This window comes from Bradyrhizobium sp. Unk1, assembly GCF_059512345.1.
In genome coordinates, this window is the sequence record NZ_JCAMOP010000032.1 from 1 (window position 1) to 15537 (window position 15537).

Here is a 15537-nt window from a genome sequence, read left to right on the forward strand (position 1 = left end):
GACCGAAATCCGCAAAGCAGGCTCCGGACACCAGTCCCACATAGCCCGTTCCGATCATCGCGATTCGCATGAAAAACTCTTTCCGTTGAAGTCGGATCTCCCACTACACCCTAGACCATTTCCCTATCCGGCCGCACGCTACATTAGGGCAGGTCGCTACGCGAACCGAATTAACCTTAGCCGCCGCGCGCGACAGGCGTTGCTGACAACTCCTGAAATACGCGACATGCATTGGTTGCATTCTACGTATGCGATAGATACGCCGCGTATGCGCGCCTCACGCCGTCCTCGAGCGAGGTCGTGGCGCACCAGCCGAGCCTGGCGAGACGGCTGACGTCGAGCAGCTTGCGCGGTGTGCCGTCGGGGCGCGAGGTGTCGAAACTGATCTCGCCGCCGTAACCGACGACGTCGGCCACGACGCGCGCGAATTCGGCGATGGTGATGTCCTCGCCGGTGCCGATGTTGACCAGCTCCGCGCTCGAATAGGTCTTCATCAGATGCACGCAGGCATCCGCCATGTCGTCGACATAGAGGAACTCGCGCCGCGGCGTGCCGGTGCCCCACACGATGACGCTCTTTGCGCCTGCGACTTTTGCCTCGTGGAAGCGGCGGATCAGGGCGGCGACGACGTGGCTTAGCTCGGGGTGATAATTATCGCCGGGCCCGTACAGATTGGTCGGCATCACGCTGATGAAGTCGCTGCCATACTGGCTGCGATAGGCTTCCGCCATCTTGATGCCGGCGATCTTGGCGATCGCATAGGGCTCGTTGGTCGGCTCCAGCGGGCCTGATAGCACGGAATCCTCGCGCAGCGGCTGCGGCGCCAGCTTCGGATAGATGCAGGACGAGCCCAGAAACATCAGCTTCTCGGCGCCGCTCTGATGCGCGGCCTGGATCACGTTCGCGGCAATCGCGATGTTGTCGTAGATGAACTCGGCGCGCAGCGTGTCGTTGGCAACGATGCCGCCGACCTTGGCCGCGGCGAGGAAGATCACTTGCGGCCGCGTCCTGGCGAACCAGTCGAACACGGCGGCCTGGTTGCAGAGATCGACCTCGCGCCGGTCGACGGTGACGAGCTGCACGTCCTCCCGCGCCAGCCGGCGCAGCAGCGCGGCTCCGACCATGCCGCGATGGCCGGCGACATAGACGCTTTTGCCCTTCAGCTCAAACGGTGCGTTTGCCACTGGCCGTATCCCGTTTTGCCTCCGCCAGATCGCTCGCCATCATCTCCTCGACGAGCTGGGCAAAGCTGCGCTTCGGCGTCCAGCCGAGCACCTCGCGCGCCTTGCTGGCGTCGCCGACGAGGAGATCGACCTCGGTCGGACGGAAATAGGTCGGATCGATCTTCACCACCGTCTTGCCGCTCGCCTCGTCGACGCCGGTCTCCTCGACGCCCTTGCCGCGCCATGCGATGCGGCGGCCGACATGCGCAAAGGACAGCTCGACCATCTCGCGCACCGAGCGCATCTCGCCGGTGGCGAGCACGAAGTCATCGGGCTTGTCGGCCTGCAGGATCCTGTGCATGCCCTCGACATAGTCCCTGGCATGGCCCCAGTCGCGCTTGGCTTCGAGATTGCCGAGATAGAGCGTCTGTTCCAGCCCGACCTCGATACGCGCGACGCCGCGGGTGATCTTGCGGGTCACGAAGGTCTCGCCGCGGATCGGGCTCTCATGGTTGAACAGGATGCCGTTCGACGCGAACATGCCGTAGGCTTCGCGGTAGTTCACCGTGATCCAGTAGCCGTAGAGTTTTGCAACGCCGTAAGGCGAGCGCGGATAGAACGGCGTCGTCTCCTTCTGCGGGATCTCCTGCACGAGGCCATAGAGCTCGGAGGTCGAGGCCTGGTAGAACCGCGTCTCCTTCTCCATGCCGAGGATGCGGATCGCTTCCAGCAGGCGCAGCACGCCGATGGCGTCGGCGTTGGCGGTGTATTCCGGGCTCTCGAAGCTGACGGCGACGTGGCTCTGGGCGGCGAGATTGTAGATCTCGGTCGGCCGGATCTGCTGCACCAGGCGGATCAGGTTGGTCGAATCCGTCATGTCGCCGTAATGCATCAGGAACGGCACGTTGCCGACATGGGGGTCCTGGTAGAGGTGATCGACGCGCGCGGTGTTGAACGAGGACGAACGCCGCTTGATGCCGTGCACGACATAGCCGAGCGACAGCAAATATTCGGCGAGATAGGCGCCGTCCTGACCGGTCACGCCGGTGATGAGAGCGATCCGCTTGCTCATGGCCTGAAGTCTCACGTTCCATCAAAAGGCCCTGCGAGCACCCGCCCCGGCCCTACAATCCTCGGATGCACAGCCCGTGTGCAGGCAACACAGTTCTTGGGCATATCGGCTGATTGAGGTCAACCTTGGCACTGAGATGAACAGTTAACGCGACCGCCAAGCATGATGCTAAATCCGACGCGGCAGGGCTTGCTCGCAGAGGTCCGCAGACCGCCACAAGAGCGGCTTCAGCTGGGAAATAGGGTCACCCACGGCGCTTCGCTCGCCAAGGTCCGATGTGGCCATATTGGCTCGCTCCAATTTGACAAGCTAGATGCAAGACCGAACGGAGATGTCTTGGTGCTTCCATTCGAGAAACAAACATGCGACAAGGCCCATGACTGTCGCTGACGCACTTCCCGCGTCATCTGGAATTCCAGGCAGACGAGAATCCAGCAGCCATCCAGCGAAAATTGAGCCGCGCTTTCGGAGCAGAGAGTTGAAGAGTCAGACCTGCGTAAACAGATCCACGCCTCAACCCAAACCATCCTCCACTGCTTTCGGCGAAGTCCCGGACTACGGGATTAAAGTCGCTAGGAACCCGATCTATGACATCGGACAAGGCTAAGTCGAACAAGGACTGATCTCATCAACCCTCCGTTTGCCTAGCCGCCAATTGCGACTTTCGGCCACACTTTGTTCGCTGCCCATGTCGATTTCTCGCGGCGAAAAAGTGGCCCTAAGAAGCTTATTCCGTGTGATAGCCTCAAATATTTTTCGGCGTGTCAATTGACTCATAGTCGCTCAAAACCGCATTTATTTTGATCATGGCGGAAACGCAGTTACCATTGACGATATTGCATGCCGCCGAGACCATCCGAGGTGGTATCGCGACGTACTTCAACGAACTCCACACGCTCCAGCGCGAGACCTTCAGGCAGGTTCATTACGTCGTTCCGGCCGATCATCGCAGCGAGCTGGTTGAGATCGACGATCGGTATATTTCGCTGTTCGGGCGCACCGGCAGAAACTTCGCAAGCCTGCTTCGACTTGCGCGCCAGACCGTCGCCGAGGTGCGCCGGTTGAAGCCGGACATCGTGCACATTCACTCTACATTTGCCGGCTTGGTCCTGCGCCCGATCCTGATCTTCATGCCGTCACGACCGAAGATCGTCTACTGCCCGCATGGTTGGGCTTTTTCCCGGGAAACATCCCGTGTCAGCACCATCATGACCGGCCTGTTCGAGCGCCTGCTTGCGCGCCGGACGGATCGAATCATCTGCGTCTCGAATGACGAATACCGTGCGGCCCAGCGCGCCGGCATCTCCGAGAAGCGCCTTAGTCTCGTGGTTAACGGACTTTCGACGGCTCGGAAAAAGGCATCGCCATCGCAAGCAAGCTGGGACTCGAACAGGCTGAAGGTTCTGTTCGTCGGACGACTTGATCGGCAGAAGGGCTTCGACCTGCTTATCGAAGCGGCAGAGATGCTGAAGAATCTAGCGGATATCCGCATGATCGGATCTCCGGTCGTCAGCTCACGGGAGAAGATACAACTTCCCAGCAACGTTCAGATGCTGGGCTGGCTCGACCGTAAGCAAATCGAAATCCAGCTCGACTTGGCGGATCTCACCGTGATCCCGTCGCGGTGGGAAGCATTCGGCTTCGTCGCGCTGGAGGCGATGCGCGCAAAGAAAGCGATTGTCGCATTCCGCGCCGGCGCTCTGCCCGAAATAGTCGAAGACGGCGTCACCGGAATCATCTGCGATCCCATTAGCGCCCGCGCGTTGAAAGATGGCCTGCAGAAGGCAAGGGAACGCGATCTGTCGGAAATGGGCGCGAAAGGCTCCGCACGTTTCGTGGAATTCTTCTCGATCGAGAAAACGCACGCGGCTCTTGCCGATGTTTATGTCACGACGATGAAAAAGGCGGCAATGTGAACTCAAGTTCACATCGCGCTCTTGTTGCCCATTCGCAACAAGGTTCTGAGAAGAGCCCTTGCCCTCCATTGTGTCGTAGATACGCATACTAGCTGCTGGTATCTGTTTCGCCGATATTTACGTAGCAATGACCTGAGTGATCCCTTTGCGCCTGACTCCCGCCTACAAAAGCCACTTCCTTCTTGCCACTGCCGCGGTGCTTTCGTTAAGCGTGGCAGGTTGCGGCTTTATTCCGCAAGACGCTCCGAACGCGATCTCCGTTGGTGGCAACGCGGCTCTCAGGACCGCACCGACCGAGCGCGTTCCGTACGTGCTTGTGCCGATCAATCCGGACGTGATGCGGTTGACCAATGGCGTGACTGACCAGTACGGCGGAAGTTTCGCCAAGCTGCGTGGCGGAAACTACAAGGACGTCACGATCGCTGTAGGCGACCTTGTGCAGGTGACGGTGTACGAGGCCCAATCCGGCGGCCTTTTCATTCCCAAGGAAGCAAGCGTCCGGCCTGGCAACTTTGTCGACATTCCGAAGCAGCAGGTCGACCAATCGGGCAACATCACGATCCCGTATGCCGGCTCGGTCAAGGTCGCCGGACTCACGGCGCGCGCCGTGTCGGACATCGTTCGCGAGCGCATCAAGAACCGCGCCATCGATCCACAGGTGGTCGTCGCCGTCGCAGAGCAGCGCGGCAACCAGATCAGTGTGTTGGGTGAAGTCAACACGCCAGTTCGTTTCCCGGTCGACCCGGGCGGCATCAGGGTGACCGGCGCGGTCGCGCGCGCCGGTGGACCGAAGTATCCGTCCTACGAGACCAAGGTGACCATCAAGCGGGGCACCCAAGTTCTGACTGAGTCGATGAGCGGCCTGATCCGCAAGCCGAACGACGACGTGCAACTCGCACCGGGCGACGTCGTCTATCTGTCGCGCGAACCGCGTGTGTTCATGACGTTCGGCTCGACGCCTTCACCCGGTTCGATCGGAGGCACCAACAACAGGCGGTTTACGTTCGAGAACGACACGATGACGCTCGCCGAAGCGCTGGCAAAGTCCGGCGGCCTCGATCCGGTGCGCGCCAATCTTACGACCGTCTACGTATTCCGTTTCGAGCCACGTCGCCTGCTCGACTCCTCAGGCTATGACACCAAGATGTTTCCGGGAGACGTAATCCCGACGGTCTATTGGTTCGACTGGAGCAAACCCGACGGCATGTTCCTCGCCGACTCGTTCCAAGTTCGCGATCACGACCAGCTCGTTGTCTCTGAATCTCCTGAGACCGAGATTCTCAAATTCCTCAACCTCACGAACTCAGCAACTAATACGGCCGTTAACATCAACGCGTTGAAATAAGTCCAGCGCCTGCCGACAAGGCAGGCGCGTGACCAATTGCACGCAATACGTGTTACGGGCTGCAAAATCTTCACATTTCGAAGCAAGCGCTTTGCGCCGCATCACGTTGACTATTGCAACGCGGCGGTTGATAACCAGTTGCAGTAGGCCTCTAGTTCCAATTGCGTTCCGCAATTCCGGCTCGGAAGAAATCAGCGCTTAGCATGAGAGTTGCGATCGTACACGACTGGCTGATGGTGCAAGGAGGCGCCGAGCAGGTTCTTCGAGAAATCATCAAGCTCTTCCCCGAAGCCGACCTGTTCACGCTCGTATGTCATCTGCCCGAAGATCGCAGGGAATTCCTGTCCGGCCTCGTTCCGCGCACGAGCTTCGTGCAGAAACTACCGTTCTCAAAGACGAAGTATCGCAGCTATCTCGCCTTCTTCCCGATCGCTATCGAGCAATTCGATCTGTCCGAATACGACCTCGTGATCTCGTCCTCCTATGCCGCGGCGAAGGGCGTCATCACAGGACCGAACCAGCTCCACATCTCGTATGTTCACAGTCCCGTGCGCTTCGCTTGGGACTTGCAGGCCGAGTATCTGCGAGAGAGCCGGCTGGACTCCGGTCTGCGCAGCATGATCGCGCGAACCATCCTGCACTACATTCGGATGTGGGACGTACGTACGGCGCACGGCGTCGACACGTTCGTTGCCAACTCGCAATTCGTAGCACGCCGGATCCAGAAGACATATGGCCGCAAATCCGATGTGATCTATCCGCCGGTCGACACTGAATATTTCAGGCCGGGTCCGGGAGATCGTTCGGACTTTTATCTGGCCGCCTCGCGGATGGTGCCCTACAAGCGCATTCCCATGATCGTCAAGGCGTTCGCAGGCATGCCCGAGAAGCGACTGGTCGTGATCGGCGACGGACCGGAGCTGGCAAACGCAAGAGCTGTCGCGGGGCCGAACGTCACGATCATGGGCTATCAGCCCAAGAACGTTCTGCTAGATCATATGCAGCGTGCCCGCGCCTTCATCTTCGCGGCCGAGGAAGATTTCGGCATCATCCCGGTCGAAGCGCAGGCATGCGGAACGCCGGTCATCGCGTACGGCCGCGGCGGCTCGCTTGAGACGGTGCGCGGCCACGATGGTCCTGGCCGAACCGGCGTCTATTTCCACGAGCAGACGACGCAGTCGATCAAGAGCGCCATCGACGAATTCGAATCGCTTGCACCGACCATCACTTCGGACGATTGCCGACAGAATGCGTTGAAGTTTTCTCGCGAGTTGTTCTCCCAGCACTTTCGTGACGCCGTCGAGGGCGCCATCGAGGAGCATAACGTCAACTCGACCAAGGCAACTTGATGAAGAGCTGACCGCCGAAAGTGCGGACGGCGGAGCGTGGCTACACACCGCACGTCACGAATGCAGTGCGCAACCACCGGATGACGGCACGCCCTACAATTTTCTGACGACAACGACGTAGTTCTTGGGATAGCCGCGCTTCGTAAAGCGTTGCCGCTCATCCAGGACGTGAAACAATCTGGCGAGAATGTGAAAGGCTACCCTGCAACCGAGCAGCACGGGGGCGCAGACCCAGCCGAGGAGTCCAGGCGCGACATCCCTGGGGTTCGAAGGCAGATATCTGGCGGCCGTCTGAAGTTGATAGGCGACGGTGCTGAGATAGCCCTCCATCCAATTCAGACTCTCGACCTCGAAACCGGCCTTGCCCAAAAGATGGCGCCATGCGAACTGCGTGTAGCGGTAGAAGTCAAAGGGAACCTCATGCTCCTCAAAGAACAGAGGTGCGGTGCAGATCATTCTTCCGCCAGGTTTCAGGACCCTGTTCAACTCGTGCAGGACGCTGAGAGGTTCCGGGAGATGCTCCATCACCTGATTGAATACGACTGCGTCGAAGCGTGCGTCCGACACGGGGATGCTTGACAGATCGCACACGTAAGTTGATTTGGCGTAGCTTCGGTCGACCTTCTCGAAGTCCGCGGCCTCGTATTCACAATGAGAGAAATGCTTGCGATACGGTTGATCGCCGGCACCCGCGTCGAGCACGCGAGAGCCTGCCGGCACGCCCTCCGCAAACGCTATATTCTCACGACGTAACCAAGTTCGAGAGGAATTCCGCATAGACCTACGCTCAATAAGTAGTGGAGTTCGAATGCATTGAAGCCCATCGGACACCACTGCGCAAGAGGCCGGCAGCTTGCGAAACACCACATGCAACACGGTGACAACGGCGTGAAAATTCGGTTGACCATGCATCACGATCGCGAGGCGACGAGGCACGGGACGTGCTCCTGCTCCGATGGGCTACCGCGTCAACTCGCACCGGTGTAAAAGCGACCTGTTAATCGAAAGGCTGAATATGGATGCGAGATCGATCGAATTGGTGGTCAACGGTCGTTTTCTGACCCAGGAAGTGACCGGCGTTCAGCGCTACGGTCATGAGCTTCTGCATGCGATCGATCGGATTCTCCCGTCGCGTCCAGGCCTGAGCGTGTCGGTGGTCTGTCCTGTGCTGAATGGAGAGGCTCCCGTGCTCAAAAACATCCCAATCCAGCAGCGCGGACGGCTGCAAGGCCACGCGTGGGAGCAGTTCGAATTGCCGCGATTCGCCTGGGGCAAGGTCCTCTTCTGTCCCGGCAACACGGCACCCGCCGTGTCACTCATCGGCGGACAACGCGTCCTGGTGACCGTGCACGATCTCTCCTATCTCTATTTTCCCGAAGCCTATAGCCGTGCCTTTCGTGCGACCTATGGCTTTCTCGTCCCGCTGGCGTTTCGTTGCGCAGATCGGGTCGTCACGGTCTCCGAGTCCGAACGCATATCGATCCTCAAGCACTATCCCGGCGTCGGCCCGAAGATCGTCGCAATTCCCAACGGCGGACTTGCGAACGACGTGTTGCCGAAGCTCGAAGGTTCGAAGCGCGACGAAGGCCATGTCCTCTACGTCGGCAGCCTCAGCAAGCGAAAGAACTTCCCAAGAATGCTGGAAATCGCGTGCGCTCTTGCCAAGAAGAAGGGATACCGCTTCACGTTCGTTGGCGGAACCGCCGGGGGGCTCGTGGAATCGGCAAGCCATGTGCCAGAGGAGTCGAGAGAGCTCGTCAAGTTCGTCGGACAGGTCAATGACGGAGGACAATTGATCGAGCTCTACAAGAAAGCGTCTCTGTTCATGTTCCCCTCGAACTACGAATCGTCCGGTCTGCCTCCCATCGAAGCAATGGCGTGCGGCTGTCCCGTCCTCACCTCCGACATTCCGGCCCTGCGCGAACGCTGCGGTGATGCAGCGATCTATTGCGACCCGTACGATACCGCGAACATCACCAGCCAGATCGAACAACTGCTGGAAGACAAGGCGCTACTGGCCACGCTGTCGGCAAAGGGACGCGAGCGCGCCCAGTTGTTCACTTGGAATCGCTGCGCTCAAAGCACACTCGATCTCGTCGCTCCCCAGTGATCAGCAACCTTCCCGGACAAGTCGGCCACCGCGCCTATCCGTCTTGACAGAAGCCAGATGCAATTTTCCAAGCTCACAGGTCTCCTGAATCTCGCGTTGCGCTCCCTGACGCTTGGTCTTCGTTTCATTCTCTCGTTCTACATCGTGAAATTCCTCGGCTTCGAGGCGAACGGCATTTACGGTCTCGCAGCAGGCGCTGTCGGTTCGTTGCCCGGCGCGCTCGGATGGGGACTCAACTACTACACGGCAAGAGAAGTCGTGGGCGTTCCTCCCGAACAGGGAGTCGCCCGCATCAGGGACCGGCTCGTCGTGACCTTGTCGTCTCTGACGGCCGCCTCGATCGTCTCGACGGCCGTGGCACTGATCTGTGGATATTCGATCACCTTCGTCTATGTTTTGATCGCGGCGCTGGTCTGGCTGGAAACTCTGGCGCTCGACATTCATATGCCTTTGGTCTGCCTCGGGAAGGCAACTGCGGCCAACGCGCTCGCCTTCATTCGCCTCGCGTCATGGGTTCCGCCGATCGTAATCCTTGGCGTGTTGGCGCCGGGCACGCGCACGATCGACGCCGTGTTCCTGACCTGGGCGATTGCAAATCTGCTCGCGCTCGTTGCTCTCGTCTACGTATGCCGAGGGTGGAATCTGGACCGCGCGCTGCGCTCCCCGATCGACTTCAAGTGGATCAAGCTGCGGCTATCCCGCTCCTGGCACATCTACCTGAGCGACCTCGGTCTCATCGGCCTGACCTATCTCGACCGATACATTGTCAGCTTCCTGCTCGGCCTGACTGCCACCGGCATCTATACGTTTTTCTGGTCCTTGACGAATGCGCTCCAGACGCTGGTCGCGACATCGGTCGTGCAGATCGCGTTGCCCGTCCTGGTCAGCAAGTTCAAGACAGCCAACAGACAAGCGTGGCGTTCGAGCCTCCGGCTCGAGTTCCTGAAAACAATCGCAACGTCGACGACACTCGCAATCGCGATATTCGTAGCCAGCGAGATCCTGCTGCGATATCTGGGAATGCACGAACTGGAGGAGCATCGCGTTGTCTTTCTCGCCATGCTCGGCGCCGCCGTGCTTCGTTCCTGCTCGGATCTCGCAAACATCGGGATCACAAGCACGGGCGGCGACAAGCCATACGCCGCGATCAATGCGATGGGCGTCGTCCTATCGGCTGTCCTCAGCTTCGGGGCGAGCTATATGTTCGATCTGGTGGGAACGGCCTTCGCCGCACTCGCCACGGCCGTCATCCTGCTGGCCGTCCGGTTGTACTATCTAGCGCGCGCGCTGTAACGGTTCGACTACGGGGACAACTGCGCGCGGACCGAAGCTTGCGGGGCGTCGATGTCGATGACGACCGGAGTTGCTCCGATGGTCGGATTGGCGCCGGAGACGGCGTCCTCGCGACACAGCTTCGAAATGCGGACAGGAGCATTTCCTTCGATCGCCAGCGTCCCCTGCACAGCGTCTCGCGACGTCCACGCGATGAGCCTGATTCCATTCTGTTTCTGCGCCTGCACGATGAACAAATCATCGAATGGGCGGTGAAGCGTCATGCCCGATGAGCTCTTGATGATCTTGTTGGCCTCGATAACCGCGCAGGCGGCTGGCTTGGGCTGGTAGTTGACGTCGTAGAGGCCGAAATTACTCTCGAGGTCGTTGGGATTTTCGACCTGATCCTTCAACTCGTAAGCCCAAACTCCCTTCAGCCAAGGCGTCGCAGCGGACCACAGAATGAACTGGGCCAGGTTGTCGGCGGACGTCTCGCGCGCCATTGCGCACGGCTTCTGGGCCGTCGGCCAGCCGACTTCGGTTATGTAAACCGGATAGGGTTGTCCTGCGTGCTTCGACGTCAGGAAGGCCTGGAGTTCGTCGAGGCGGTCGATCGCCTCGCGCGCGGTGCGATTGGCAATCACCTTCTCGCAATGATTATACATGTGCACGGACAGACCGCTGGCTCCGTCGAGAACGCCCATATCGACGATGGCCTGCGTCCACTTCCATCCGGGATCGACGCCCACCGCACCGACCAGGATCGTTGCTCCCGGCACGGCACGCGAGACTGCCTTGACGGACGCCTTCGCCAAGGCCGCGTAATTCACGGCAGCGCGGGGATCGCTAGCCTCGCCCGGCCCTGTCAGCCAGGGACGTCCCCTGACTGCATTCATGTTCCACTCATTCCAGATCTCGTAGATCGGATGAAGATCGCGTGTCCCGAGAGCAGCCTTCGCGGTGAAGTCGGCAAAGGCAGCGCGGCCGGTATCCGTCAAGGGCGGATTGCCATCTGGAATTGCCGGATTTGGATGACCAAGAACAAGTGTTGGTCGCACCTTCGTCATTCCGATGAAATCGAACAACTTTGCCGGCTGTCTTCCCGGTCCGCCCGAGGGCGGGGAATAAAAGACACTCCAGCCGAGATCATCGCGGTAGGAATCGAAATGCCCTGCGGCAATCAGGGGAGCCGCCTTGCTGGCGCCGTAGCCGTGCTCGCCACCGATGCCGAAGTGCACGCCCACACCGACGATCAGGGGAGTGCCGCGAGCAGAGATCGATTTGCTGTCGAACAGCAGAGTCTTGCCTGGACCGGCGGCAACCAGATGATGGTCCCCGACGCAGCAGATAAGCACGACAACCAACATGATGCGACACAGGCTTCTTGCAATCATCTCTGACATGGGCCTTTGCGAGGAGGGTGCCCCATCGAGGGACGCGGCGATAGCGAACGATCATGACGTCAAAGTGAGCAACTCGACGTCTCACCGAGCACAGCATCTAGCATGAAAATGGGGCATTTGAGGGCAAATTGCCGTCTGCATGACGCATGCCAGTTGCTGCTGTTCGGCGCGCGTTCCAACAAATTTTGGGGTTCTTTTCGGCAAAGCAATACTGTACCAGAAGGAGAACCAGCGAGAATTGACCGTGAGCCCGAACGACACACCTACCCAGAGGATCAGGGACGATACTGCTCGCTATCTTGAACAAGAGCTCGCCTATGTGGACGGAGAGCCTTCGGAGCTGGCCACGATCTTGATCGTGCTCCGGCTGATCTTGATCACGCCGGGATATCAATTTGTCCTGTCCCGAAGGCTACAGGAGCTTGTGGCGAGCATCCCGGTTGTGGGGCGGCCGCTTCGGCGTCTCCTCTGGTGGATCACCTGCATCGTCTTCAGCTCGGAAATCGCGATTGCTTGCGAGGTCGGCGGCGGCCTGTATATCCCGCACCCCTACGGAATCGTGCTTGGGGTCAGCGATATCGGGAAGAATGTGACAATTCTCCAGAATGTGACCGTCGGAAGAAAGAAGCTGAACGACAAGGAACGCCCCAAAATTGAAAGTGGCGTGCAAGTGTCGGTCGGCGCCGTCATCCTCGGAAACATCACGATCGGGCGAGACTCCATTGTGGCAGCGAATTCCGTGGTCACTCAGGATGTCCCGCCATGCTCGCTGGCGGCGGGGATTCCAGCAAAGATAACTCCGCTCCTTCCACAGGAGCCGGTCTTCACTCTGTCATCCGCCCGAACTCCCCTGTAGTTCGATGTCCGCGCGGAAGCTCAATGAACGAAATCGTCCGAGGTCGCCTTGAAGAAGATTTGCGTATTTGACACGTCCTATGTCACCGACAATCTGGGAGACCAGATCATCATGGAGTCGGTGATGAAGCATCTGAGACAGATGTTTCCCGAAGGCTTCTTCACGGGAATCCCGACACACGATTACCCCTCGTCGATTTCGATGGCGGCGCTGAAGCAATCGGATTTCGCCTTCGTCGGCGGGACCAACATGCTGTCGAGCCACTGGCTCTGGTATCATCAGTGGAAATTGCGGCCGACGCAGCTCCGGCATGCGGGACATCCGGTGCTGATGGGCGTGGGCTGGCACAAGTACCAGGGCACGCCCGATTGGTTCACGCGGAAGATCTACAGCGTCCTGCTGAACAGGAACGTATCTCATTCCGTTCGCGACAAATACACCTTCGAGAAACTGCGTGACGCCGGCATCGCCAACGTGACGTACACGGGATGTCCCACGATGTGGGATCTGACGCCGGAGCATGTTTCGAGCATTCCAGCGAAGAAATCCCGCAACGTCTTCTTCACCCTGACGGGCTATCTCAAGAATCCCGACAGTGACCGGGAGTTCGTCAGGCGACTCGAAGCGAACTACGAGAAGCTGTTCTTCTGGCCGCAGATGTACGAGGATCTCGCATATTTGCGCGCGATCTCGCAGGCACGATATTTGGTGGTCGAACCGAGCATCAGCGGTGCGCGCAACGTGTTCACCGGGGGCGACGTCGACTATGTCGGTATGCGCCTGCATTGCGGCGTGCTTGCGCTCCAGGCGGGCGTTCGATCCTTGATCCTCGAGGTCGACAATCGCGCGACCGAGATCGCAAAGAATACCCGGCTGCCGACCGCAAAGCGCGACGCCTTCGACCAGATCGAGCAATGGATAAACAAGCCGTCGCCGGTCTCACTCGATATTCCTACCAAGGACATTCTCGCCTGGAAGAGCCAATTCATCGATTCAGCGGGCCCGCGCTAACGGCTGCCATCTCGACGGACCAATATGCGTATTCTCTTCATTTCCGCCCTCTACCCTCCGCACCTGCAGGGAGGTGCCGAGCTTAGCGCCGAAAGCCTCGCCCATTGGCTTGTTGCCCAGGGCCATGAGGTCGGCGTTCTCACCACGTCGCCAGCCCCCAGCGACGACCTCAATGGAGAGACGGTTCAGGGACTGAAGGTCTGGCGGGCGACGATGCCGCGGCCCTACACCGTCTTCGAGGCGATCTATCGCACCGGCTGGCAGAAGCCGATCTGGCACCTGCAGGATCATTTCGATCCGCGAAACCGGAAGGTAGTCGCCAGGGCCCTTGATGCGTTCAAACCCGATCTCATCAGCATCCATATCATGCAGGGGCTCGGCTACAACGGTCTCGCCGAGATCGGCAAGCGGGACATCCCGACCGTTTTCACCCTGCACGATCTGAGCCTCGCCTGCATCAAGATGGCGATGTTCGTGAACGGACGCGAATGCATCGACCAATGCACCGCGTGCGCCGCCTCGGCGAAGGTCAAGATGGGCCATGTCCGGAAAGTTCCGCGGGTGGGGTTTGTCTCTCCGTCGGCGAACAATCTCAACAAGCTATCGAGGTTTCTGCCCATCAGAGACTATCCGACGGCCCACATTCTCAATCCCAACAAATATCCGGCCCCGACGGTCCAGCACGCCCCCTCGCAGACCGTTCGCCTGCTGTATGTCGGCCGGCTGCACGAAACCAAGGGCGTCGATGTGGTGCTCGATGCGCTGGAGCCGCTTGCGGACCAATATGACCTTACCTTCACGGTGGTTGGAACCGGTCCGAGCGCCGAGCGCTTGAAGCAGCGTTGCACTAACCACAAATGGGTGACGTTCACGGGGCACGTGTCGATGGAAGAGGTCGCCAACCGGATGGCCGCCAGCGATATGCTCCTCATCCCATCGATCTGGCAGGAAAATTCGCCGGGCGTCGTCATCCAAGCCCTCGGCCAGTCGCTGCCCGTGATGGGCAGCAACAAGGGAGGAATTCCCGAGCTGGTGATCGATGGCGTCAACGGTGTTCTGGTTCCACCCGGCGAGGTCGAGGCCTGGCGCAGCGCACTAAAGAGCATTCTCGAAAGCCCGGCACAACTTGTTGCTCTTCGCGACAATGCCAAGCTTGGGGCGCATGAATTCGAACAGGACACGCTCGGCAACAAGCTCGTCAGCTTCTTCGAGACCGTCAGGCGCGGCTCAGCCGGCGCGGCATTGCCCATGGATAAGGACCGCGGAGTGACCGATGGAAAGCGCGCAGCCGGAACTTTCTGATAAATACACCAGCGACCAATATCTGGCCGACAATCCAGACTGGCACGAAGAGGACGCCCCCTGGAAGGCGGCGCACATCACGAAGATACTCGACGATAACCATGTCCAGCCGAAGTCGATCTGCGACGTCGGTTGCGGGACCGGCGCGATCATCGAAATCATGTCGAAGCGGTACCCTCAGGCCATGGCCGAAGGCTTCGAGATCTCCCCGCATGCCCACGCCATGAGCACCAAGCGACGATCCGAAAACCTGTCGTTTACCATGGCCGACGCATTCGAGAGCGGGCGCACGTTCGATCTGTGCATGGCGATCGACGTCATCGAGCATGTCGAAAATCCGTTCGCCTTCGTCAGAGCGATGAAAAGAGTGGCACAGTGGCACGTGCTCCACATCCCGCTCGACATGAACGCACTTTCGGTCGGCCGCGGCTGGGTGCTGCCGGAAGCACGCCGAAGCCTTGGGCACATTCATTATTTTTCACGCGAGAGTGCGATTTCTCTGCTGAATGAGTCGGGGCTCGAAATCGTAGACGACTTCTATACGGCGTGGGCAATCGACCAGTCCCACAAGACGTGGAAGAAGCGGATCGCGGCCTGGCCGCGTCGCATAGCTTTCACAATGGCCCCCGATGCAACGGTGCGGCTCGTCGGAGGATGGTCCCTGATGGTGCTTGCGCGCGCGTAAGTTCCACAACGGGACGTTGTCGCAAGAAAAACATCGCAACGCTAACAATTTTA

Annotated in this window: 13 protein-coding genes; 9 read left to right on the top strand and 4 right to left on the bottom strand. The window is 59.4% G+C overall.

The genetic code is table 11. The features are described 5' to 3' along the window. Positions 1-242 precede the first annotated feature (242 nt). Both fcl and gmd read right to left on the bottom strand, forming a co-directional pair. Positions 243-1184 carry a GDP-L-fucose synthase gene (gene fcl, locus AC5ZFO_RS33040; protein WP_282524786.1) on the bottom strand — a complete coding sequence of 314 codons (942 nt, stop codon included), beginning with the start codon at positions 1182-1184 and terminating at the stop codon, positions 243-245. After that, entirely contained in the window at positions 1165-2235 is a 1071-nt protein-coding gene (gene gmd, locus AC5ZFO_RS33045) for a GDP-mannose 4,6-dehydratase (RefSeq protein WP_282524787.1), read from the bottom strand. Before gmd ends, fcl begins: the two co-directional genes overlap by 20 nt. A gap of 806 nt (positions 2236-3041) precedes the next feature. Between gmd and AC5ZFO_RS33050 the strand changes: the two genes are divergently transcribed. The 3 genes from AC5ZFO_RS33050 (at position 3042) to AC5ZFO_RS33060 (ending at position 6845) form a co-directional block, all read left to right on the top strand. Beyond that, positions 3042-4151, top strand: coding sequence for a glycosyltransferase (locus AC5ZFO_RS33050; RefSeq protein ID WP_282524788.1), 1110 nt, complete (start codon positions 3042-3044; stop codon positions 4149-4151). A 310-nt stretch (positions 4152-4461) separates the two neighbouring features. Then, complete coding sequence (locus AC5ZFO_RS33055) at positions 4462-5496, top strand: polysaccharide biosynthesis/export family protein (protein WP_496123027.1); 1035 nt, start codon at positions 4462-4464, stop codon at positions 5494-5496. A gap of 203 nt (positions 5497-5699) precedes the next feature. Then, on the top strand, positions 5700-6845 hold the full coding sequence (locus AC5ZFO_RS33060) for a glycosyltransferase family 4 protein (RefSeq protein ID WP_282524790.1): 1146 nt from the start codon (positions 5700-5702) through the stop codon (positions 6843-6845). A gap of 93 nt (positions 6846-6938) precedes the next feature. On the opposite strand, the gene AC5ZFO_RS33065 is transcribed toward AC5ZFO_RS33060, so the two are convergent. Next, a complete protein-coding gene (locus tag AC5ZFO_RS33065; protein WP_496123028.1) occupies positions 6939-7781 on the bottom strand; it encodes a class I SAM-dependent methyltransferase in 843 nt (280 codons plus the stop codon). A gap of 19 nt (positions 7782-7800) precedes the next feature. Between AC5ZFO_RS33065 and AC5ZFO_RS33070 the strand changes: the two genes are divergently transcribed. Next, positions 7801-8955, top strand: coding sequence for a glycosyltransferase family 4 protein (locus tag AC5ZFO_RS33070; RefSeq protein ID WP_282524792.1), 1155 nt, complete (start codon positions 7801-7803; stop codon positions 8953-8955). 57 nt (positions 8956-9012) lie between these two features. Further along, the gene (locus tag AC5ZFO_RS33075; RefSeq protein WP_496123029.1) at positions 9013-10248 is read left to right on the top strand and encodes a lipopolysaccharide biosynthesis protein; all 1236 of its coding nucleotides are present in this window, start codon (positions 9013-9015) and stop codon (positions 10246-10248) included. Between the two features lie 8 nt (positions 10249-10256). Here the strand turns inward: AC5ZFO_RS33075 and AC5ZFO_RS33080 are convergent, their stop codons facing one another. Further along, positions 10257-11594 carry a hypothetical protein gene (locus tag AC5ZFO_RS33080; protein ID WP_496123030.1) on the bottom strand — a complete coding sequence of 446 codons (1338 nt, stop codon included), beginning with the start codon at positions 11592-11594 and terminating at the stop codon, positions 10257-10259. Between the two features lie 280 nt (positions 11595-11874). Here AC5ZFO_RS33080 and AC5ZFO_RS33085 point away from each other — a divergent pair, with 280 nt between their 5' ends. Genes AC5ZFO_RS33085 through AC5ZFO_RS33100 form a run of 4 tightly spaced genes read left to right on the top strand, consistent with a single transcriptional unit; the run spans position 11875 to position 15484 of the window. Next, a complete protein-coding gene (locus AC5ZFO_RS33085) occupies positions 11875-12486 on the top strand; it encodes a serine O-acetyltransferase (protein ID WP_282524795.1) in 612 nt (203 codons plus the stop codon). 48 nt (positions 12487-12534) lie between these two features. Next, complete coding sequence (locus AC5ZFO_RS33090) at positions 12535-13497, top strand: polysaccharide pyruvyl transferase family protein (RefSeq protein ID WP_282524796.1); 963 nt, start codon at positions 12535-12537, stop codon at positions 13495-13497. Between the two features lie 24 nt (positions 13498-13521). After that, entirely contained in the window at positions 13522-14799 is a 1278-nt protein-coding gene (locus tag AC5ZFO_RS33095; RefSeq protein ID WP_282524797.1) for a glycosyltransferase family 4 protein, read from the top strand. After that, positions 14771-15484, top strand: coding sequence for a class I SAM-dependent methyltransferase (locus tag AC5ZFO_RS33100; protein WP_282524798.1), 714 nt, complete (start codon positions 14771-14773; stop codon positions 15482-15484). The genes AC5ZFO_RS33095 and AC5ZFO_RS33100 overlap by 29 nt, the downstream gene beginning before the upstream one ends. Positions 15485-15537 lie beyond the last annotated feature (53 nt).